We start from the raw sequence: 22,937 nt of genomic DNA, 5'->3' as shown, positions 1-22,937 counted from the left end.
GACCAGACCGGGCTTCCCGCGGGGCGGGAAGCCCGGTCTTCTCAGCGTCGAGTGTCCCCACGCGTCAGGTTCGGCGGCGTGCCGCGACGGTCTCGTAGCCGATCAGGTCGTCGGGCACCGCGTCGGGGACGATCTCGTCGAATCTCGCCAGCACCCGGACCCGCATGGCGGCCAGCGCGATGACGGCGATCGCGGCGGCGAAGCAGACGTACATGAAGCCGATGCCGCGTCCGGCGCCGACGCCGATGACGGCGCCCACGGTGCCCGCGAGCGGTCCGCCTGGGGCCAGCAGCGGTTCGAACAGCGCCGCGCCGTACGGTGCCACCAGACCGAAGCCGATCGGGAGGGTGGACCAGGCGACCAGGGTGTTGAGCGCGATGACCCGGCCGTGGTACCGCTGCGGCACCTTGACCTGGATGATCGTGGCGTAGACCCCGTTGACGAGCGTGAGGCACAGCGACATGCCGAACGCGCCCACGGCGATCGTCTGCACGTTCCCCTGCAGCCCCGTGACCAGGCAGGCGAGCGACAGGGCGAGGGTGGCGAGCAGCACGCCGCGCAGCCGCCGCCGGCTAGGGCCGCCCCACACGGCCATCGCCAGGCCGCCCGCGAGCGTGCCGAGGCCCCCGGCGAACGACACCTGCGCCACGTCCGGCAGACCCGCGGACGCCAGCACCAGCGGCGAGATCATCAGGAAGAGCGGCGAGAGGAAGACGTTCAGCACCGCGAAGAAGCCGAGCATGCCGCGGAAACCCCGGTTGCCCCAGGAGTAACGCAGCCCGTTCAGCATCTCGGTGACGATCGGTTCCCTGCGCGTAGCGGCCATCGTCCGGGGGAAACGCGTCACGATCACCGCGGCGATCGCCACGACGTAGCTCGCCACGTCGATAGCGAGGATGCCCTCGACGCCGATGGCGGCCATCAGCCCGGCCGCGACGACGGGCACGACAAGCTGCGCCGAGCCCGTCGCCATCTGCACGACGCCGTTGGCGTGACCGAGGAAGCGTTTGGGCACGAGCTGCGGTATCGCCGACGTGTACGCCAGACGCTGGAACGTCAGGGCGACCGACAGGCAGGCCAGCAGCGGGTAGACGTGCCAGGTCGTCAGTCCCCCGGTCCAGAGCAGTGCACCGAAGATGAGCTGGGTGGACATCGCCGCCGCGTCGGCGGCGAGCAGCACCCTGCGCCGGTCGAAGCGGTCCACCACGGCCCCGGCGAGCGGCGCGATCAGGATGCCCGGCACGAGTCCGAGCACCGCGAGCAGCGCGAAGCTCACCAGGGATCCCGTCGTGGTGTAGATCCAGATGGGGATCGCGAACTCGGTCAGCGCGGCGCCGATCATCGACACGAGCTGACCTGCCGCGATGACGCCGAAGCGACGCATGCTCGGCCTCGGCCCCCGCTGCTCGGGCGGCGGGTCGGCCGCCGCGGACGCGCCCTGCAGCCACCAGGTGGAGCTCTCGGTGCGGCCGAGCCGGTCGGGCTCGCCCTCGGCGAGCGCGACGTGCGTCCGGGTGACGATCTCGGCGAGCTCGGCGGCGCGGTAACGCAGGAAGAAGTGGCCCGCCTCGTCCAGCACGGCCACGGCCGTGGTGGCGCTCAGCAGGTGCCATTCGCGGAAACGTTCCTGGTAGAACTCGGTCGCAGGGTCGCGCTCGCCCACGACCGAGACGATGGGGGCGCGTAGTGGCCGTCCGTCCTGTTCGAACAGCCGGGTGAAGTAGCGCTCCGCCTCCCTGGTGCCCTTTCTGCGGTTGTCGATGACCAGTTTGAGCTGGTCGCGTCCCAGCTCGTCCACCTCCAGCCCGGCCGCTCGCAGCGCGTTGGCCCACAGCTGGTCGCTGCGCAGGCGTTCCAGCGCCTCGGTGACCCCTGTCCACCGCGTTCTCGCGAAGGGGAAGATGCCGCCCAGGTAGACGGCGTCCACCTCGCGTCCGGCCGCCTCCAGCCAGCGGGCGATCTCGACCGTCAGCATGACGCCGAGCCCGCAGTGGCCGTACAGGACGAGCGGGCCCGCCACCTTCGCCAGGATCTCCTCGGCGCACGCGGCCGCCACCTCGTCGAGCGGCCTGGACTCCTCCCCCAGCTCGTGGCCGGGGACCGCGATCGAGTACAGGGCCCAGCCGGCGGGCAGCGCGTCGGCCAGCGGCTTGTAGATGACGGCGCTGCCGCCGCCGTACGGGGCGCACACGATGGTCCCGGTCGTCTGCCGGGCGGGGGTGAGCCGGTGCAGCAGTGCGCGTGGGCCGTCCTCGCCGCGTTCCAGGAGCCCGGCCAGCTCGCGGACGGTGGGATGGCGGAACAGGTCCATGATGGTGACCAGCCGATCCGGGGCGACGGCGCGCAACCGTGCGACGACCTGCATCGCGCGCAGGGAGTGCCCGCCGAGGTCGAAGAAGTCGTCGGCCGCGCCGACCTCGTCCACGCCGAGCACGGCCGACCAGACGGCGGCCACCGCCTGCTCCGTCGGCGTGGCGGGCGGTTCCCACTCGGTCTCGCGGTCGAGGCCGGGCTCGGGCAGCGCGTCCCGGTCGACCTTGCCGTGCGCCTTCAGCGGCAGGGTGTCCAGCCAGACGTACCGGCTGGGGATCATGTAGTCGGGCAGCAGCGCCCGCAGGGCCTCGCGGAGGTCCGCCGCGCCGGGCCGGGGACCGGCCTCCGGCCCGGCCAGGTAGGCGACGAGCCGGTCCGACCGGAGTTCCGCCACCGCCTGGGAGACGCCCGGCAGCGTGGTGAGCACCGACTCGATCTCGCCGAGCTCGACCCGGTAGCCGCGGATCTTCACCTGGTGGTCGGTCCTGCCGAGGAACTGCAGGTTTCCGTCGGGCAGCCAGCGGCCGAGGTCGCCGGTGCGGTACAGCCGCGCCCCCGGCGGGCCGTACGGGTCGGGGACGAACCGATCGGCGGTCAGGCCGGGCCTGCCGAGGTATCCGCGGGCCAGCCGGTCGCCGCCCAGGTGGATCTCGCCGGGGACGCCCACGCCGACGGGACGCAGGTGCTCGTCCAGGACGCGTACGACGGCCCCGGGCAGCGGCCTGCCGATCGGCAGGGTCGCGCCGCCATGGGCGCTGGCCGGGTCGACGGCATAGGTCGTCATGCCCACGGTGGCCTCGGTGGGACCGTAGTGGTTGACGACCGCGCACCGTCCGGCCGCCACCACCTCGTCCGCGAGCGCCTGACCGGCCGCCTCTCCCCCGAGGATCAGCAGCCGCTTGGGCAGCAGCTCCGCGGCGGGGGCGTCGGCCAGCAGCGCCGCCAAGTGCGACGGGGTGATCTTCATGTAGTCCGGGCCGATGCCGGCGAGCCTCCTGGCCAGTTCGGGGGCCGAGGTGCGGGCGGGCACCAGGTGCAACGTCCCGCCCGTCGCCAGCGACAGGTAGAACACCGTCACGCCGAAGTCGAAGGCCAGCGACTGGAGCAGCACGAACACGCCCCCGGGCACGACGCCCAGCCGCTCGCGGACGCCGAGGAGGTAGGTGACGGCCTCGCGGTGCTGGACCGCGACCCCCTTGGGGGTGCCGGTGGTCCCGGAGGTGTAGATCACGTACGCGAGGTCGCCGGGGCGCACGTCCGCGTCCACCGGGCCGTCCTCCTCGCCGTCGGTGTCGTCCAGGGTGAACGTGGGCAGGCCGGGAGGCAACCGGTCCCGGGTCCCCTCGGTGACGACGGCGGCCAGGGCGCCCGAGTCGGACACGGCGTGGGAGAGACGGGCGGCCGGGTGCTCGGGATCGAGCGGCACGTACGCGCCGCCCGCCTTGAGCACGCCGAGGACGGCGACCGCCACGTCGGCCGACTGCTCCATGCACACCGCCACCCGCGTGTCCCTGCCGACGCCGCGCCGTCGCAGGAACCGGGCCAGCCGGTTGGCCCTGCGGTCCAGCTCGGCGTACGTGAGGGTGGCGTCTCCGCAGGCCACCGCCGTGGCGGACGGGTGGCCGCCGGTCAGCTCGTGGAGCAGCCGCCGCTCGGGCCGTGGGAGGGAGGGCGCGGTGCCGAACGCCAGCACCTCCGCCCGTTCGGCGGCGTCGAGCAGGTTCAGCTCGGAGATCCGGGTGGACGGCTCGGCGGCGACGGCACCGAGCAGGGTCACGAACCGGGCGGCCAGGCGCTCCATCGTCTCGGGCAGGAAGAGCGCCGTGTTGTAGACGATGTGGCCGTCCAGCCCGTCGCCGGTCTGCCGCAGGTAGAGGGTGAGGTCGAAGCGTGTGGTGGCGGCGTCCACGCGATACTCGGCCATGCGCAGCCCGGTCTCCCACCGGGCGGGGGCCTGGAAGTTCTGCAGGGCGAACATGACCTGGAACACCGGCGAGCGGCTGACGTCACGCTTCAGGTTCAGTTCGCCGACGAGCCGGTCGAAGGGCAACCCCTGGTGGGCGAAGTCGTCGAGCGTGGCGTCGCGCACCCGGTCGAGCAACTCGGTGAAGGGCGGGTCGCCGCTGAGGTCCGCCCGCATGGCCAGCGTGTTCACGAAGACGCCCACGGTGCGTTCCAGCTCCGGCGTCTCCCGGCCGCTGACGGGCGAGCCGACCGCGAAGTCCCGCTGGCCGGAGTGGCGGAACAGCAGCACCTGGAAGGCGGCCAGCAGGGTCATGTACAGGGACGCCCCTCGGCCGCGTGCCAGGTCGGCGACGCGTCCGGCTGTCTCCTGCCCGACCTTGAAGCGCAGCCCGGCGCCGGCGAACGTCTGCTCGGCCGGCCTGGGCCAGTCGCTGGGCAGGTCGAGTGCCGGCACGCCGGACAGCCGCCGCGTCCAGTACGCCGGCTCCTGCTGCCTTTCTTCCTGGGCCCGCTGCCAGAGGGCGTAGTCGCCGTACTGCACCGGGGGCTCCTCCAGCGGGGACGGCTCACCGGCCCGGAAGGCGTCGTGCAGGGTGAGCGCCTCGCTGAGCACCAGGTCGTACGACCAGCCATCGATGACCGCGTGGTGGGCGGTCAGCAGCAGCACGTGCTCCTCCGGGCCGAGCCGGACAAGAAGGGCGCGCAGGAGCGGCCCCGACGCCAGGTCGAACGGCCGGGCGAGCTGGGCGGCGCACAACTCCGCCGCGCCGGCCTCGTCGGACTCGGCGACGGTGAACTCCACCGCGGGCTCGTCCTCGATCACGACCGCGGGCCGCCCCTCGCCGTCGGTGACGAAGCGCGTGCGCAGGCTCTCGTGCCGGGCGGCGACCTCCCGCAGTGCGCGGGCCAGCGCCTCGGCGTCGAGGTCGCCGGAGAGCCTGGTGCCGAGCGGCACGGTGTAGGCGGCGGTCCCCGGCGCGTACTGCTCCATGAACCACAGGCGTTCCTGGGCGTGCGACAGCGGCGGCGTCCGGCCCTCAGGCCGCCTCGGAACGGACGAGGCGGCGGCGCGACGGCGCAGCAGCCCGGACAGCACCGCCTGCTTGGCCGGGGACAGCCCGTCGTCGAGTGTGGTCATCGGGCGCTCAGCGGACGCATGTCCGTCCAGACCTCGTCGATGTGGGCCAGGCAGTCCTCCCTGCCGCCGGTGAAACCGGTCCACCGCCAGCCCTCGGGGACCGTCCGGTCGCCGGGCCAGAGGGAGTACTGCTCCTCGTCGTTGATCACTACGTGGTACGTCGTCACTGATCCTCGTCTTTCTGGTCGAGCAGGCGCAGCGCCTCCTCGTCGGACAGCCCGGCGAGCGAGTCGAGGAGCAGTGCCTCGACCGCGCCGGCGAACTCCGCCACCGTGCGCCGGGTGAACAGCGTCCGGATCGGCACCTCGACGCCGATCACCGCCCTGAGCCTGGCCGCGATGCGGACGGCGAGCAGCGAGTGCCCGCCGAGGTGGAAGAAGTCGTCGTACGCGCCGACGGCGGCGACGCCGAGCAGGTCCGCCCAGACCTCGGCGACCAGCGCCTCGGCGTCGGTGCGCGGCGCGACGAAGGAACGTTCCCTGGCGGGCTCGGGATCTGGCAGCGCCGCGCGGTCGACCTTGCCGTTCCCGGTGAGCGGAAGCCGGTCCAGGAGCGTCCAGGCGCCCGGCACCAGGTGCGCGGGGAGCCGTTCTTCCGCGTGGCGGCGCAGTTCCTCCGCCGTCGCCCGGCCCACCACGTACGCGACCAGCAGGTCACCGCGGGCGGCGACGGCCGCCTGGCCCACGTCCGGGTGCGCGAGCAGGCAGGCCTCGACCTCGCCCGGTTCGATCCGGTAGCCGCGCACCTTGACCTGGGAGTCGAGCCGTCCGAGGAACTCCAGGGTGCCGTCGCGCCGCCACCTGGCCCGGTCGCCGGTGCGATAGAGCCTTCCGCCGCCCGGTGTGAACGGGTCGGGCGTGAACGCCGCCGCCGTCGTCGCGGGCCGTCCCGCGTAGCCGCGCGCCACTCCCGCGCCTCCTACGCACAGCTCGCCGGGGGCGCCCGGCGGCACCGGTTCGCCGCTCTCGCCGAGCAGCCACACCGTGGTCTCGCCCACCGGCCGGCCGATGGCCGGGCGCAGGCCGTCGTCCACCAGGTCGGCGGACGTGGCGATGACCGTCGCCTCGGTCGGGCCGTAGGTGTTGACCAGCCGGACGCCGGGGAAGCGGCGCTTCCACCTCGACACCGCGGCGGCGTCCGCCTGCTCCCCGCCGAGGATGACCAGGCGGAGCGACGGCGGCCAGTCCACCTCGTCCACGACGTCGACCAGGTGGTGCCAGTAGGCCGTGGGCAGGTCGAGCACGGTGACGTCCCTGCCCTCGGGGGAGGCGAGCAGGTCGGGCAGGGCGGCGCCGCCGTCCGGCAGGAGAAGCAGCGTGGCTCCCGAGACCAGCGTCGGGTACACCTCTTCGACGTGGGCGTCGAAGCCGAACGAGGCGAACTGCACGACGACGTCGCCGGGTCCCAGCTCGTACACGGCGGCCATCCAGCGGATGCGGGCCGCCAGCGCGGCGTGCTCGACCACCACGCCCTTGGGGACGCCGGTCGAGCCGGAGGTGTAGATGACGTACGCGGCGTCACGCGGGTGCGGCTCCGGCTGTGCGAGCGCCTGCCCGGACAGGTTCCGCAGGTCATCCGGGGTGAGCACGGCCGCGGCGCCGCTGTCGGCGAGCAGCCGCTCCCGCCTGGGGGCGGGGTCGGCGGGATCGAGCGGCAGGTAGGCGGCGCCGGCCCGGAGCACGCCGAGCAGCGCGACGACGGCGTCCATGCCACGCGGCAGCGCCACTCCGACGACGTGCCCGCGGCCGACGCCGCTCCGGTGAAGGGTGGCGGCCAGCGCGTCGGCCCGCGTCACAAGCTGTCGGTAGGACAGCAGGTCGCCGCCGCACCGCAGGGCGACGGCGTCAGGAGTGTGCTCGGCGCTCCGGGCGACGAGCGCGGGCACCAGCCCTGCGGCGAGGACGGGTGCGGGGCCGGCGGCGACGGGTGCGGGGCCTGTGGCCAGGGCGCGCAGCTCGGCGTCGTCGGCGGGCGTCAGCAGGGGCAGCGAGCTCATCCGGCGGCCGGGGTCGGCGACGATCCCCTGGCAGAGGGTGTGGAACCGCTCGGCCAGCCGCTCCACCGTCGTCGCGTCGAACAGATCGGCGTCGTAGGTGAGGACCAGCGACAGAGCGCCGGGCTCGCGCCACACGTCGAGCGCCAGGTCGAGCTTGGCCTGGGCGTGGCCGTCCTCGAACAACTCCGCCTCCAGGCCGCCGAAGCGGGCGCCGGGCGCGTGCGGACCGGTGTCCTGGCTGTGCAGGATCATCATCGTCTGAAACAGCGGTGTCCGGCCGAGGTCGCGCCCGATGCCGAGCTCGTCGACGAGCAGCTCGTACGGCACCTCCCGGCCGGCCAGGTCCTCCATGACGGTCCGCCGGGCGGCGGCCAGGAGGTCGCGGAACGACGGGTCGCCCCGCAGGTCGGCGCGCAGGGCGACGGTGTGGGTGAGGTTGCCGAACACCGGCTCCAGCTCGACGCGGTCCCGTCCGGCGGTCACTGAGCCCACCACGACGTCGTCCTGGCCGCAGTGCCGCGACAGCAGCACCTGGTACGCGGTCAGCAGGACCATGAACAGGGTGGCGTCGTGCTCCCTTGCCACCCGTTCCAGCCCGGCTGCCGTCTCCTCCGGCAGGTGGGCACGGACGCGGCCCCCACGCCGCATGCCGGCGGACGTCCGGGGGCGGTCGGTGGGCAGGTCGAGCACCGGCGGGTCGGCGAGCCTGCGCCGCCAGTACGCCAACGGCGCCGACAGGTCCCTGCCGCGCTGCCAGGCGGCCACGTCCCCGTGCTGCAGGACGGGCTCGGTGAGCCGGCGGCCCGCGTACAGTCCTGCCAGGTCGTCCATGAGGACGTTGAGCGACCAGCCGTCGCCCAGGATGTGGTGGATCACCCAGCACAGGACGTGGTCGTCGTCGGCGAGCCGGACGAGGGTGAGGCGATACGGCGGCGCGGCGGCCAGGTCGAACGGCGCGTTGACGCGGGCGGCCACCAGCCTGCGGGCCTCGTCCTCGTCACGGGCGGCGAGATCCTCCCACTCGTCCTTGTCGCGGGCGGCGAGGTCCGCCCGTTCGTCCTCGTCGGAGGCGACGAGGTCCTCCCATTCCGGTCCCGCCGAGGGGTGGACGACGGCGATCGGCACGCCGTCCGCCTCGGGGAAGCTGGTGCGCAGCGACTCGTGCCGCGCGCGGGCCCCCGCGACCGCGCGGGCGAGCGCCGCCCGGTCCAGTGGGCCACGCAACCGCCGGACCAAGTACATGTTGGCGGAGCTGTCGTCGGGATTGAGCCGCTGCAGGAACCAGAGCCGCTCCTGGGCCGCCGACAGCGGCGGCGGTGTGCCCGGCGGGCGCGGGACGACCCGTACGTCGCCTCCCGGCCGGGCCGCGGTGCCGTCCCCGGTGTCGAGCTCCGCGGCGAGCGCCGCGACCGTGGGGTGGTCGAACAGAGCCCGTACCGCCACCTCGGTCCCGAGCGCCCGGGTGAGGCGGGCGGCGGCGCGGGAGGCGAGCAGCGAGTGGCCACCGAGGTCGAAGAAGCCGTCGTCCGCGCCCACGGCGTCGAGGCCGAGCACCTCGGCGAAGACCTCCGCCACCAGGCGCTCGGCCGGCGTCGCGGGCGGCCGGTCACCGCGTACGACGTCCGGGTCGGGCAGCGCGGCCCGGTCCACCTTGCCGTTGGGGGTGAGCGGCAGCGCGGGCACCGGCACGAACGACGCGGGCACCATGGGCGCCGGCAGCATCGCGCGGGCGTGCGCGGCCAGCGCTTGCGGAATCGCCTCGCCATGCCCCTCCGGTGCGGAGGACTCGCCGGAGCTGTCCGGCCCGGAGAGGGCGCCTGGCCTGTCCTGCCCGGAGAGCGCGCCGGACCCTTCCGGCGCGAAGGGGGTACCGGAGCTGTCCGGCGCGAAGGGTGTGCTGGAGCTGTCCGGCGGTGGGGGTGCGCTCGTGGGCACGACGTAGGCGACGAGCCGGTCGCCGCGCACCACGACCGCGGCCTGCGCGACCGAGGGGTGCTCCATCAGCCGCGCCTCCACCTCGCCCGGCTCGATGCGGTGGCCGCGCAGCTTCACCTGCTCGTCGGTCCTGCCCAGGCATTCGACCTCGTCACCGCGCCACCTGGCCAGATCGCCCGTGCGGTACATACGGGTGCCCGGCGGCCCGTAGGGGTCGGGGAGGAAGCGCTCGGCCGTGAGCCCCGGCCGGCCGGGGTATCCGCTGGCCAGGCCGTCACCGGCGATGAACAGTTCGCCGGTCGAGCCGTCGGGCACCGGCTCCATCCGGCGGTCCAGCACGTACAGGCGGGTGTTGGCAATGGGACGGCCGACGCGGACGGCGCCGGTGACGCCGGCCGGCACCTCCCAGCAGGACGACCAGATGGTGGTCTCAGTGGGTCCGTACACGTTCCAGAGTCGTGCGACGCGGGGCCGCAGTTCGGTGGCGAGCGGCCCCGGCAGCGCCTCCCCGCCCGTGAGCGCGACGGCGCCGGGCCGGTGGAAACCGGCGTCGAGCAGCATGCGCCACCCTGACGGCGTGGCCTGGAGATGAGTGACGCCGGCGGCCGCGGCCAGGGCCGCGAGCCGGGAGCCGTCGCGGATGTCCTCGTCGGAGGCGATCACGACGGTGCCGCCGGTGATCAGCGGCAGGTACAGTTCCAGGGCCGAGATGTCGAACGACAGCGACGTGGAGGCCAGCCACACGTCGTCCGGGCCGGCTTCGAGCTGGTCGCGGAACGACAGCAGCAGGTTCGCCAGGGCTCCGTGGCTGATGGCGACGCCCTTGGGCCTGCCGGTGGAGCCGGAGGTGTAGATCACGTACGCGAGGTCGGAGGCGACAGCCGGTTCGCCGGGCTCGTCTTCCGGCTCCTCCCCGTACGGCTCGTCGAGGAGCAGCGATGGCAGGTCGCCCGGCAGGCGCGTGCTCAGGCCACGCTGCGTGAGCAGCAGCTGCGCGCCCGAGTCGGCCAGCACGTACGCCAGCCGCTCGGCAGGGTGTCCCGGGTCGAGCGGGAGGTAGGCGGCCCCGGCCCGGACCACCGCGAGGAGCCCGGTGAGCAAGTCGATCGAGCGCGACGCGCAGATCGCGACGAGTGTGCCCCGCGCGGCGCCGGCAGCGCGCAGCCGCCGGGTCAGCGCGCGGCTGCGGGCGTCGAGTTCGGCGTAGGTGACCCGCTCGTCCCCGCAGATCGCCGCGACCGCGCCGGGCTTGCCGCCGAGCAGGTCGGCGAGCGTGACGCCGGGGCAGGACGTCTCGGGACCGCCCGCCCTGGCGAGGATCGCCGCCCGCTCTCCGGGGGCGAGCAGGTCGAGCCGCGCCAGCGGGGTGTCGGGATGGGCGACGACCTGGCCGAGCAGCGCCTCGAACCGGGGAGCCACGCGTTCGACGGTTCCGTGGTCGAACAGCCCGGCGTCGTAGACGAACCTCGCGGTCAGCCCGTCCGCTGACGGGTGGACCTCCAGGGAGAGGTCGGCCTGGGCGTGGGCCGTGTCCACGGTGAACGGTTCGGCCGCGAGACCATGGAGGGCCGGCCGGACGGTGTTCTCGTGGTGCAGGCCGAACTGGGCGCGCAGCAGCGGGTTCCTGCCTCCGTGGCGGCCGGGGGCGAGTTCCTCGGCCACGCGGGAGAACGGCACGTCCCGCCGGGACAACGCTCCCAGCACGGCGGTCCTGGTACGGGTGAGAAGCTCTGCGAAGGACGGGTCACCGGTCAGATCGCCCCGGAGGACGACGGTGTTGATGAGCGGGCCAACGACCTCCTCCAGCTCCGGCCGGTCCCGGGTGGAGACGGCCGAGCCGACGCAGACGTCGTCCTGGCCGGTCTGCCGGGCCAGCAGGAGCTGGTAGGCGGCGAGCAACGCCATGAAAGGGGTGCATCTCCGGCTTCTGGCCAGCTCGGCGACACCGCGGCTGAGCCCGGCGGGCAAGCGCAGCACGACCGTGCCCGCACCGGACGCGGCGGACCCGCCGGACGCACGGGACGCGCCGTCGCGGCGAGGGCGGTCGGTCGGCAGGTCGAGGACCGGGGCCCCCTTCAGCCGTTCGCGCCAGTAGGCGAGCGCGGCCACGTCCACGGCGCGTGCGCGCTCGTCCGCGGCGTGCAGGGCGTGGCCGCGCGGGGGCGGGAGGTCGGCGGGCACTCCGGTGACGAACTCCGTGTAGAGCGACGCCAGCTCCGAGGTGAGCAGTCCGATCGACCAGCCGTCGGCCGCGATGTGATGCACGGCCAGGTGCAGCACGTGGTCGCGCTCCCCGAGCCGGATCAGCGCGGCCCGCAGGACCGGTCCCTCGGCCACGTCGAACGGCGTCCGGGTGCGCTCGGCCACGGCGTCGGCCGCCCGGCGCTCCCGCTCGCCCTCGGGGTGGGAGGTGAGGTCGAGGCGGTCCAGCGGGGGGATCGGTCCCGGCACCGCGACCGGTTCACCGTCGCGGGCCGGGTAGCGCGTACGCAGCGTCTCGTGTCGCGACACCAGCGCGGCCAGGGCCCGTTCCAGCGCGTCCGCGTCGAGTCGGCCGCGAAGCCTTTCGGAGATGAACAGGTTCGAGGAGGAGTCGGCGGGATCGTACCGCTGCAGGAACCACAACCGTTCCTGAACGTAGGAGACGTCAGCCCGCATGGCGCACCGCGAGCGGAGGAAGGACCTGGTCGGGACGGCCAGCGGCGGCGCGGGCCAACCGGAGGAAGGCGTCGGCCAGTGCGGCCGCGGTCTCGGGGTCGTAGCCGTGGTGGTTGTAGACGACGGCGCAGTGCATGGAGCCGTCCCGCTGCTCCTCGACGATGAGCTCGGGGGCGCTCAGGTCCAGCTCGCCGGGGTTGGCCGACCATTCCAGCGCCTCCTGCTCGCGCGGGAACGGGAACGGCTCGGACGCCAGGCCGGGGAAGTGCGGCGCGCCGAAGCTCTCGTAGTGGATGCGCGACGGGAACGGCACGCGCAGCCGGGCGTCCTGGTACGCGTGGAGCTGGTGGGCCACGGCGCCCACGGCGACGTCCCGCACCCGGTCGAGCAGTTCGGCGTAGCCGGGGCGGCCGGAGACGTCGAAGCGCAGGATCAGCGACTGCACCAGGCAGCCGACCAGGGTCTCGTGCTCGGGCAGCGTCCTGCCTGGCACGGGCGACATCACGACGATGTCAGTACGGCCGGTCCACTCGGCCAGCAGCCACGTCCAGCAGGCGGCGACCGCCATGAACGTGGTGGCGCCGCGCTCGCGCGCGATCTCGGCCAGCCGGTCGCGCAGCGCGGGTTCGACCTCGAAGGCGTGCCGCCGCCGGGAGAACCGGCTCGTCTCCCTGCGCCCCGGGAACGGGCTCAGGTCCGTGGGAGCGCCCTCCAGCACGCGGTCCCAGTACGGCTGGTTCACCGGCCACTGCTCGCGGGCGAAGCGGCAGTAGTCGGTGTAGGTGATCGGCAGGGGCCGCAGCGGGTCGGGGTGTCCCGTCGACAGCGCGGAGTAGAGGAGGGCGAGCTCCCTCAGCAGCACGCCGAAGGAGAACCCGTCGAACGCGAAGTGGTGCACGGCCAAGACGAGGACGTGGTCGTCCGCGTCGTCGTCCTGGCCGATGTGGACGACGAGGGCTCGCACCAGCGGGCCGGCGATGACGTCGTCGAGGCGCATGCGCTCGTGCCACACGATGCGGCCGGCCTCGGCCTCGTCCGCCGCCCGTTCCTCGGCGACCTGCGGCGGACGATCGGCGACGATCTCCACCGTCCCGTCGGGCCGGACCACGGTGCGCAGCGCCTCGTGGCGGGCCACGAGCGCGTTCAGCGCACGGGTGAGCAGCGGCACGTCCAGCTCGTCCCTGATCCTGATCGCGGTGCAGCAGGAGCCGATGTCGCGCACGTCCTGGGAGCCGTGAAGCCGGGGCTCGAACATCCAGTACAGGAAGTCCTCCTGCTGGGTGCTGAGCGGGACGGCCGACGGCGGGGCCTGCGGCAGCGGGGTGAGAGGTGCGTCGCCGGCCCGCGCGCCGTCGATCCAGCGGGCCTGCCCGGCGAGTTCGGGCCGGTCGAAGGCGAGCGCGGCGGTGGCGGCCACGCCGAACCGCTCGCCGACCAGCGCGGCGAGCCTGGTGGCGCGGAAGGAGTCGCCGCCCAGGGCGAAGAAGTTGTCCTCAGGGGAGACGCGCGAAAGGCGCAACACCTCGCGCCAGATCCCCCCGAGCGCGTCGAGCGTCGGCGACGCGACCGGTGCGGTCATCGCTTCCCCCAGTCGAGCGCCGTCGCCGGTACGGTCTTCGCTTCCCCAACCGAGCGGCGTGGCCGGTGCGGTCATCGCTTCCTCCAGTCGAGCAGGCTGGGGCCGTCGGCCTCCAGATCGCGCCGGGTCCGGCGGATCAGCTCCGCGCACTCCCCCAGCCCAGGCGCGGACATCAGCAGGTCGTAGGTGTCGGGGAACGTCCACAGCAGGTCTTCCAGCAGGTAGCGCCAGTAGGCGGGCCGCAGTTCGGGGTGGTCGCGCAGGATCCGCTTGTGGTGCCAGGTGTGGTGGAAGAGCCCGGCGTGCGGGGGGCCGTCCCACCGTTCCGCCTCGACGATCCAGAACCTGCCGGTCACGGGGCGCAGGTCGATACCGAGCGCCCGCGCCACCGCCGGGGCGAGGCGCTGCTCGGCGAACGTCTGCCGGACGAGCGGGTCGGTCGCCGACGGCGCGGCGTTGCCCGTCATGAACTCCATCGACGCGGCCGCGTACGCGGCCCGGTGCTCGTCGTCCAGGAACACCGAGATCGCCATGTTCGCGGCGGGAGTGTCGAAGACCCAGCGCGACAGGTCGGCGCCGCCCTGGTTGGGCACCTCGGCAACCGGCGGGTAGACGGCGTTGCCGGTCGACTCCCAGTGGGCGAAGACGAAGCCCCCGCGGTCCAGCCCTTCGATGGGACTGCGCAGGTAGAGATCGGTGTCGATGACGGCGAACGGGGCCCGGCGGAGCGTCGCCAGATGGCTCTTGCCCGCGGCGAAGTAGAACAGCGGGTCGATGTCGAGCTCGTCCAGGGCGTCGAGGGCGGTGTTGACGCGGTCGTAGAGCACGTCCAGGCCCTGCTCGGCGGCGTACTTGGCGCCCAGTGTGTCGGTCACCAGCTCGACGCCGCCGTGGAAGGCCCGCCACGCCCGGATCCCGTGCACGCAGGTGAGGATCTCCTCGACGGGCATCGCGTAGGGCCCGTTCTCCAGCGCCCTGTCGCGGTGCCTGCGCAGCCCCGCCCGGTGGGGGCCCGTCCAGGCGACGTGCGCCGCGGTCAACGCCATCGGTCAGCCCTCCCCGCGCGACCGCTCGACGGCGGCGGCGATGCCCGCGATCGTGGGGTCGTCGTAGTAGAGGTGCAGCGGCAGGTCGGCGCCGAGCCGGGAGCGTACTCGCGCGGCGATCTGCGTGATCGTCAGCGAGTGGCCGCCCAGGTCGAACAGGTCGTCGTGCGGGCCGACCCGGTCCACGCCGAGCACGTCGCACCAGATCTCGTGCACCACGGCCGCGGCGCCGGTGAGCGCGGCGGCGGGCGCGTCCGGCTCGGGCGGCGGCGCGTCCCTGGCCGGTGGCGCGGGGAGCGCGCCACGGTCCATCTTGCCGTTGGGGGTGAGCGGCAGCGCGTCCAGCTCCACGAACTCGGCCGGCACCATGTACGGCGGGAGCGTCCTCGCGCAGTGCTCCCGCAGCCCGGCGGGAAGGCCGGGCGCGCCGGCGGCAGGCACGGCGTAGGCGACGAGCCTGTCGCCGCGCACCGCCACCGCCACGTGCGCGATCGACGGGTGCTCGGCCAGCCTGGCCTCGATCTCTCCTGGCTCGATACGGTGGCCGCGCAGCTTGACCTGGTCGTCGAGGCGTCCGAGGAATTCCAGCACGCCGTCCTCGCGCCAACGCGCGAGGTCCCCGGTGCGGTACATGAGGCCCTTGCCGAAGGGGTCGGCGACGAACCGTTCTGCGGTCAGCTCCGGCCTGCCGCGGTAGCCGTCCGCGACGCCGTCACCGGCGACGCACAGCTCGCCGGGCACGCCGACCGACCGCAGCCGGAGCCGGTCGTCCAGGACGTACACCCGCGTGTTGGCCAGGGGCGTCCCGATGGGCACGCCCGCTCCCGCCTGAGTCACCTCGGCGCTGGTGGACCAGATCGTGGTCTCCGTCGGCCCGTACACGTTGATCAGCCGGCCGGTCCTGGCCAGCAGTTCGGCGGCCAGCGGGGCGGTCAGCCGCTCGCCGCCCGCGAGCGCGGTCACCGCCGGGCGGTCGAACCCGCCGTCGAGCAGCATCCGCCACCCTGAGGGCGTGGCCTGGACGTGGGTGACGCCGTACGTGTCGGCCAGTGCGGCGAGCGCGCGCCCGTCCCTCGTCAGGGCGTCGGGCGCCAGGACGACGCTCCCTTCGGTGATCAGCGGCAGGTACAGCTCCAGGGCGGAGATGTCGAAGGCCAGGGACGTGGCGGCGAGCCAGACGTCGCCGCTCCTTGAGCCGAGGCGGTCGCGCATCGCCCACAGCAGGTTGGCCAGCGCCCGATGCGGGATCTCGACCCCCTTCGGGCGGCCGGTGGAGCCCGAGGTGTACATGACGTAGGCGAGGCTGTCGGGCTCCGGCCACGGCCCCGCGTCTCCCGCGGCGGGCTCCAGGGTGTCGGAGAGGAGGACCGTCGTGGCACTGCCGCAGGGCAGCCGCTCGCGCAGAGCTTCGGAGACCACGACGACCTTGGCGCCGGAGTCGTCCAGGATGAAGGCGAGCCGGTCCGCCGGGTGCTCGGGATCGAGCGGCAGATACGCGCCCCCTGCCCTGAGCACGGCGAGCAGGACGGCCAGGGTACGCCGCGACCGCTCGGCGAGGACGGCCACGAGCGTGCCCGGTCCTACTCCGGCCTCGCGCAGCCGTACGGCCAGCCCCTCCACCTCGGCGGCCAGTTCCGCGTACGTCGTCGCGCCGGGTCCGTGGCGGACCGCCACCGCCTCGGGGGCGTGCCGCGCCTGCCGGACGACCAGCTCGGGCAGCGTGGCCGACGGATAGGCGACGGACGTGTCGATCCAGGCGCCGAGTAGCGGCTCGGTCTCGTCGGCGCCGAGCAGCTCCACCTCCGACAGCCGCGTGTCGGGGTCGGCGGTCACGTCGGCGAGCAGGCGCAGCCAGTGGGCGGCGACCCGCTGCGCGCTCTCGCGGCGCATCGTGGCGGGGTCGTACTGGAGGATGACGCCGCACTTGTCGGGCCCGTCCACGACGTGTACCCGCAGGGCGCCGCGCACGGTGTGGTTGAACAGCGCCCACGTGACGTCGGCGCGCACCCCTTCGAAGGAGGGCGCAGCCCCCCGCCTGCGGTAGCCGAGCGACACGGGGGCGAGCGCCACCCCGGGCCGCACGTCGCGCACCGCGCGTGACAGCGGCACCTCACGGACGCGGAACAGGCCCGGCAGATCGGAGCGCAGCCCGTGGGCGAACCGCTGGTCCTGCAGGAACCTGCGGAAGCTCCACGAGCCGTCGAGCCGGGCGGTCACCGGTAACTCGTTGACGAAGGCGCCAATGTGTTGGCGGGTGTCAGCGGTGCGGGTGCCTAGGTCGACGGCGACGGTCGGCTCCGCGTTGCCGTACCGGTGAAGCAGGGCGTGCAGCGTGGCGAGCAGGATCTCGAACCGGCTCGCGCCGGTGTCCAGGCCCAGGCGGTCGAGCGCCGACGACAGCTCGCCGGTCAGCGTGAACTCCACCGACTCGCCGCTCGCCGCCGTCGCCGCTTCCCCGGTGAGGCCGGGCAGCACCACTTCCGTCCGCTCCCGGTGGCGCGCCGCCCAGAAGTCGCGGGCCTGCGCCAGTGTGGCCGTGACGCGGGTGTCCTCCCTCTCCGCCAGCCCGTCGTACGGGACCTCGGGCAGGTCCGCCGCCCGGCCGGTGACCTCGGCGCGGTAGAGCTCGGCCAGGTCGTCGAGGAAGACCGAGGTGGACTCCCCGTCGAAGACCAGGTGGTGGGCCACGACGAGGAGCAGGGCCCGTTCCGGCCCTTCGACGAGGAGCGTGAGCCGTACCAGTGGGCCGGTGCGCAGGTCGAACGGGCGCAGGAGCTCGGCGCGGACCAGTTCGTCCGGCTCGCGCCCGGCGACCTCCACGACCGCAAGCCGGGGCGGCCGTGCCGACTCGACGAGGTACGGTTCCCCTCTGTCCTCGGCGACGACGGCGGCCAATAAGGGATGCCTGCGGACCAGCGCCGTGCAGGCGGCATCGAGCGCCGCCACGTCGAGCGGCCCGGTGAAGAGGACCGAGAACGGCATGGAGTAGACGGTTCCGAGGCCGCCGAGGCGTTCGTTGAACCAGATGCCCTGCTGGGCGAGGGAGGCCCGGATGCGCGGATGATCGGTCATCGTGGGAATGGCCATCGCTGAGGTTTCACTTCCGATCACGAGGTGCGGTGTTTCAGGGGGTGCTCACGAGAGGAGCAGGCCCAGGTGGTGGGTGAAGGACTCGGCCGCCCGCGCCGCCGAACGCCCTTCGCAGTGGCCGGACAGGCTGCCGTCGGGCTGCGCGGTCAAGGTGAGCCGGGGGGGCCCGTGCGGAGGCGTGGGCGCGGGGAGCGGCAGCGGCTCGGTCCGCAGTCCGGGCAGGTCAGGCTCGGGCCGCAGTCCTTCGAAGGTGAACCGTCCGGCGTGCGGGGGCACGGGCCGGAACCGATGAGCCTCGGCGTCGGCCGCTTCGACGACCTGCTCAGGAAGGCCGGGGATGTCCACGCCCAAGGGACCGACCAATCCGGCGGCGCCCGGGGTGGTACGCCCCGGCGAGCGGACGAGCACGCACGCGGAGCCATGCTCTTCGGCGAGCGCGGACGCCCACGCCACGAGCGCCAGGCTGCCCGGAGCAGTGCCCCTGGCCCGTGCGGCGCGACGCAGCCTGCCGACCGTCCCGGCGGCGATCACCACGGGAACCCATTCCGCCGGCCCGGTGTCGAAGACCGGGCCCGGCCGGGTGACGGGCGTCGGAGCACCTGACCCGGCGTGGGCGGCGGTGACGAAGCCGGCGTACGTCGTCTCCACCGGCGGCAGGCCGGCCGGCCTGCCGTGGTACGCGGCGCCGTACAGGATGCCGAGCTCCTGGACGAGCAGGTCGAGTGACCAGGCGTCGCACACCAGGGGATACGCGGCGAGCCCGAGCAGGCGCCCGCCGTCCGGCGTCTCGGCGACCACGGCGCGCAGCAGCGGCCCGCGCCTGGCGTCGAAGGCGGCTCGGAGCGCTCCGGTGAGGGCCGCCGTCCCTCCCTCCACCCGTTCCAGGTCAGGGGCGAGACCGTCGGCGATCTCGGCGACGCCCCCGCCGGGGAACGTCATGCGCAAGGCGTCGTGCCGGGCGGCGAGATCGGCCAGCGCGCGGCGGAGCGCGGCCAGGTCGAGGGGATCGTGCACGCGCAGCGCCGACTCGTGCGGCGAAGGGTCGCCGGCCAGGTCGGCGAGTTGCGCCGCCGTCAACGGCACCCGCGTGGAAGCGCCGGTGAACAGGGCGCGCACGGCTGGTTTGAGCACCTTGCCCGCCTCGTTGCGCGCGAAGTCGTCCACCACCGCGATCCTGGTCGGCAGCTCGTGCCTGGCCAGGCGCGTGGTGAGGAAGTCGCGCAGCTCCTCCAGCCGTACGTGCCCCCGAAGCCGTACGGCCGCCGACGGGACCTCGCCCATCACGGGATGGGGAACCCCGACGGCCGCCGCCTCCGCCACGAGCGGGTGCTCGTGCAGAGCGGCCTCGACACGCAGCGTCGAGACCTTGAGCGCGCCCGACTTGATGACGTCGCCCGCGCGGTCGGCGAGATAGAGGTATCCGGCGTCGTCCAGGTGGCCGACGTCCCCCATGCGCACCCAGCCGTCCCTGAACACGGCGGCGCTGCCGCCGGGGTCTGCGAAGTACGAGCGCGGCGGCGCCGGGCAGCGCAGCCAGACCTCGCCCACCTCGCCCGGCGGCAGGACACGCCCGCCGGAGTCGCGGATCACGAGGTCGCCCGGGTCGCTCGCCCTGCCCAGCGACCCCGGCCGCTCGGGGTCCAGGACCATCGTGGTCCCGGCCGGCATCGCCTCGGTGGAGGTGTAGGTGTTGACCAGGACGGCGCCGGGGAAGGCCGCGGCCAGGTCCTGCGCCAGAGCGGGCGGCAGGGCGGCGGCCGAGGAGCCGACGAGCACGACGCTCGACAGGTCCTGGCGTCGCCTGGCGGCCGAGCCGAGCAGCTCGATCGCCATGGACGGCACCAGGAACACGGTCCCCACCCGGTACGCCTCGACGAGCCGGCAGAACTCCGCGGCGTCGAACCGCGGCAGCGCCAGCGCCGCCGGGTACGCGGTGAGGGCGTCCATCAGCATCATCTGGGCCGCGTTCGTGCCGATGGGGAAGGCGTGCAGGAAGTGCCGGGAGTGCGCGTACGCGCGGCGGCGCGGCATCGGGTGGCGCCCGTACGTGAGGTTGGCGTGGCTGGCGGCCACGCCCTTGGGGTCTCCGGTCGTCCCCGACGTGTAGACGATCTGCGCGAGCCGGGAGGGACTGACCTCGATGCCGGGGGGCGTGTCGTCGGCGGACTCGACCTCCTCGATCGTGGCCGCCCATCGGCCCGGCCCGGCCGCACAGCCGGTGTCCTCCTGCAGCACGCCGACGGCGTCGCACCGGTCGAGGATGTCGTCCGTGACGCGTACGGGTTGCGCCGCGGCCAGGGGGACGGCGACTCCGCCCGCCTTCTGAACCCCGCAGTAGGCCACGGCGTAGTCGATCCACCGTGCTCCCCCGAAGCGCAGCCCCACCCGATCGCCGGGCCGCAGCCCCCGGTCCAGCAGGCCGTGCGCCACCGCGTTGGAGCGCGACGCCCATGCGCCGAAGGTCAGCTCGCCCCGGCCGTCCACGACGATGGCCGCTCTGTCCGGCTCGGCCTCGGCGCGGGCCTGTAACAGGCCGGGGATGGTCAGCTCGGCCTCCACACCCTCGCCTCCCTTCTTCCTTCGGTCAACGGATGATGTTGGGCCCTGAGCCGGTCGAGGAGCGGACGATGAGCTCCGGCCGGAACATCAGTTCCTGGTGCCGGTAGGGTCCACCGGCGACCAGTTCCAGGAGCGCGTCGACCGCCGCGGTCGCCATGACCTGCACCGGCTGGCGCATCGTCGTCAGGGGCGGGTCGGTGTAGGCGATGAGCGTGGAGTCGTCGTAGCCGACCACCGACACGTCGCGCGGCACGTCGAGCCCGCGCTCCTTGCAGGCCCTGATCGCACCGATCGCCATGAGGTCGCTCGCGCAGACCAGTCCTGTGCAGCCGCGGTCCAGGAGCTGGGACGCGGCCGCCTGCCCGCCTTCGACGGAGAAGAGCGAGTGGGCGATCAGCGACTCGTCGGCCCCGCCGAGTCCGAGTGTCGCCATGGCCTGCCGGTAGCCCTCGACCTTCCTGACCACGGGCACGAACCTGGCCTGGCCGACGGCCAGCCCGATCCGCACGTGCCCGAGGTCGTGCAGGTGCTGGACGGCGAGCCGGGCCGCTAATCGGTCGTCGGTGGACAGGAATGTCGCCTCGACGTCGGCGGCGTACCCGTTCAGCAGGACGATCGGCACGCTCTGCGCCACCAGCCTGGTGTAGCGGTCGGCACGCGCGGTCGTGTCCGCGTGCAGCCCCGACACGAAGATCATTCCGTTGACGCCGCATTCGAGGAGCAATTCGGTGAACTCGTCCTCGGGGGCGCCGCCGGGCAGCTGCGTGCACAGCACCGGCGTGTAACCGTGCTGGGTGAGCGCCTTCTCGATCGCCTGCCCGAAGGCCGGGAAGATCGGGTTGTCCAGCTCGGGCGTCACCAGGCCCACGAGCCCGCGGCTGCGCTGCTTGATCCGCGCCGGCCGCTCGTACCCCGCGAGGTCGAGCGCGGTCAGCACGGACCGCCGGGTCTGGTCCGACACTCCTGGCCGGCCGTTCAGCACCCGGCTGACCGTCGCCTCGCTCACCCCCGCGAGCGCGGCGATGTCGATGAGCCGGGGCGTCCCGTTCCCGGCCGCGGCTACCACGAGGGCCGCCTCCACCAGGCGGCCGAGTCGGGCGGGAGCGCGCCGTCGATCAGCGGGGCGCTGGCCAGCAGCAGCTCGCCCTCGACGCGTGGCTCCACCTCGTGGTCGTTGAGGTTGACGACGCAGGTGAATCCGTCGCCGCGGGTGAAGGCGAGCGTCCCGAACGGCGCGTCGAGCCAGGTGAGGTCGCCGTCACCGAGCTCGGCGCACTCGCGACGCAGCCGCAGCGCCGTCCGGTACAGCTCCAGGGTCGAGCCGGGGTCGTCCCGCTGGGCCTCGACGCTCAGCCCCGCCCACTCCTCCGGGATGGGCAGCCACGGGTCGTTCCAGCCGGACTCGCGCGTCCAGGGAACGGGCACGCGGCAACCGTCCCGGCCGCTGTCGGGGTCGCGCAGCCGCTGGGGGTCGCGCAGGCACTCCTCCGGCAGGTCGAGCACCTCGGGCAGGCCCAGCTCCTCCCCCTGGTAGACGTAGACGGAGCCAGGGAGCGCCAGCGCGAGCAGGGCCGCGGCGCGGGCCCGGCGCAGCCCCCGCTCGCCGCCGCCGTAGCGGGTGACGTGCCGCTTGACGTCGTGGTTGGACAGCACCCAGGTCGAGGGCGCGCCGACGAGCGCGGCGGTGTGCAGCGATTCGTCGATGACCGCGCGCAGCTGCGCGGCGTCCCAGGGGGTCTTCAGGAAGTGGAAGTTGAACGCCTGGTGCAGCTCGTCCGGGCGGACGTAGTCGGCCAGCCGCTCGGCGGTGGGGGCCCACGCCTCGGCCACGCCGATCCGCTCTCCCGGGTAGGAGTCGAGGACGCGCCGCCAGGCGCGGTGGATGTCGTGCACGCCGTCCTGGTCGAAGAACGGCACGACGGCGGTGCCGATCATCTCGACCTGGCCGGTACGGCCGACGTCCGGCAGCCCCGGCGCCTTGACCATGCCGTGGGCGACGTCGACGCGGAAGCCGTCGACCCCCAGGTCGAGCCAGAAGCGGAGCACGCCCTCGAACTCGGCGTGCACCTCCGGGTGCTCCCAGTTCAGGTCCGGCTGCTCGGGGGCGAACAGGTGAAGGTACCACTGGCCGTCCTCCACCCGGGTCCAGGCGGGACCGCCGAAGACGGACTCCCAGTCGTTGGGCGGCAGCTCGCCGTTCGCCCCCCGGCCGTCCCTGAAGATGTAGCGGTCGCGGTCGGGGCCGCCCCCGAGGGCCCGGGCGAACCAGGGATGCCGGTCGGAGGTGTGGTTCGGCACCACGTCGACGATGACGCGCAGGCCGTGCGCGTGCGCGTCGGCGATCAGCTCGCGGGCGTCGGCGAGCGTGCCGAACAGCGGGTCGACGTCCCGGTAGTCGGCGACGTCGTAGCCGAAGTCGGCCATGGGCGAGGGGTAGAACGGGGTCAGCCAGAGGGCGTCCACGCCCAGGTCCGCCAGGTAGGGCAGCCGGCTGCGCACGCCCGGCAGGTCGCCGACGCCGTCACCGTCGCTGTCGGCGAAGCTGCGTACGTACACCTGGTAGATCACCGCGTCCCGCCACCAGCGGGTGGCGGCGGCCGCCCGCGCGGCGTCCTCGGCCAGTTCGGTCATGTGTCTCCCCGATCGGTCGGATGCGGA

The 22,937-nt window shown here is 73.9% G+C and carries 9 protein-coding genes; all 9 read right to left on the bottom strand.

Annotated features, from left to right (window positions below; genetic code table 11):
• Window positions 1-64 precede the first annotated feature (64 nt).
• A complete protein-coding gene (locus tag ACWEJ6_RS37050; RefSeq protein ID WP_452429863.1) occupies window positions 65-5,416 on the bottom strand; it encodes a non-ribosomal peptide synthetase/MFS transporter in 5,352 nt (1,783 codons plus the stop codon).
• Window positions 5,413-5,583 (bottom strand): MbtH family protein, encoded by a 171-nt coding sequence (locus ACWEJ6_RS37045; RefSeq protein WP_020544413.1) that lies wholly within the window; start codon window positions 5,581-5,583, stop codon window positions 5,413-5,415. The genes ACWEJ6_RS37050 and ACWEJ6_RS37045 overlap by 4 nt, the downstream gene beginning before the upstream one ends.
• Complete coding sequence (locus tag ACWEJ6_RS37040) at window positions 5,580-12,005, bottom strand: amino acid adenylation domain-containing protein (RefSeq protein WP_452429861.1); 6,426 nt, start codon at window positions 12,003-12,005, stop codon at window positions 5,580-5,582. Before ACWEJ6_RS37040 ends, ACWEJ6_RS37045 begins: the two co-directional genes overlap by 4 nt.
• Window positions 11,995-13,584, bottom strand: coding sequence for a condensation domain-containing protein (locus tag ACWEJ6_RS37035; protein WP_020544414.1), 1,590 nt, complete (start codon window positions 13,582-13,584; stop codon window positions 11,995-11,997). Before ACWEJ6_RS37035 ends, ACWEJ6_RS37040 begins: the two co-directional genes overlap by 11 nt.
• A gap of 71 nt (window positions 13,585-13,655) precedes the next feature.
• Window positions 13,656-14,630 carry a hypothetical protein gene (locus tag ACWEJ6_RS37030; RefSeq protein WP_020544415.1) on the bottom strand — a complete coding sequence of 325 codons (975 nt, stop codon included), beginning with the start codon at window positions 14,628-14,630 and terminating at the stop codon, window positions 13,656-13,658.
• Between the two features lie 3 nt (window positions 14,631-14,633).
• Window positions 14,634-17,702 (bottom strand): non-ribosomal peptide synthetase, encoded by a 3,069-nt coding sequence (locus ACWEJ6_RS37025; protein ID WP_452429858.1) that lies wholly within the window; start codon window positions 17,700-17,702, stop codon window positions 14,634-14,636.
• 63 nt (window positions 17,703-17,765) lie between these two features.
• Window positions 17,766-20,279, bottom strand: a complete 2,514-nt coding sequence (locus tag ACWEJ6_RS37020) for an AMP-binding protein (RefSeq protein WP_020544417.1) — start codon at window positions 20,277-20,279, stop codon at window positions 17,766-17,768.
• Between the two features lie 25 nt (window positions 20,280-20,304).
• A complete protein-coding gene (locus tag ACWEJ6_RS37015; RefSeq protein ID WP_026214586.1) occupies window positions 20,305-21,345 on the bottom strand; it encodes a LacI family DNA-binding transcriptional regulator in 1,041 nt (346 codons plus the stop codon).
• Window positions 21,339-22,910 (bottom strand): glycoside hydrolase family 13 protein, encoded by a 1,572-nt coding sequence (locus tag ACWEJ6_RS37010; protein WP_020544419.1) that lies wholly within the window; start codon window positions 22,908-22,910, stop codon window positions 21,339-21,341. The genes ACWEJ6_RS37015 and ACWEJ6_RS37010 overlap by 7 nt, the downstream gene beginning before the upstream one ends.
• Between the last annotated feature and the right edge of the window lie 27 nt (window positions 22,911-22,937).

The sequence above is a fragment of the Nonomuraea sp. NPDC004702 genome (genome assembly GCF_053601695.1).
This window is presented reverse-complemented; position numbering and strand designations above follow the sequence as displayed.

Bases quoted from the DNA above. Each gene is read 5' to 3' on its own strand.
- ACWEJ6_RS37050 (WP_452429863.1), bottom strand. From the start codon at position 5,416: ATGACCACACTCGACGACGGGCTGTCCCCGGCCAAGCAGGCGGTGCTG.
- ACWEJ6_RS37025 (WP_452429858.1), bottom strand. From the start codon at position 17,702: ATGACCGATCATCCGCGCATCCGGGCCTCCCTCGCCCAGCAGGGCATC.
- ACWEJ6_RS37040 (WP_452429861.1), bottom strand. From the start codon at position 12,005: ATGCGGGCTGACGTCTCCTACGTTCAGGAACGGTTGTGGTTCCTGCAG.
- ACWEJ6_RS37035 (WP_020544414.1), bottom strand. From the start codon at position 13,584: ATGACCGCACCGGTCGCGTCGCCGACGCTCGACGCGCTCGGGGGGATC.
- ACWEJ6_RS37030 (WP_020544415.1), bottom strand. From the start codon at position 14,630: ATGGCGTTGACCGCGGCGCACGTCGCCTGGACGGGCCCCCACCGGGCG.
- ACWEJ6_RS37010 (WP_020544419.1), bottom strand. From the start codon at position 22,910: ATGACCGAACTGGCCGAGGACGCCGCGCGGGCGGCCGCCGCCACCCGC.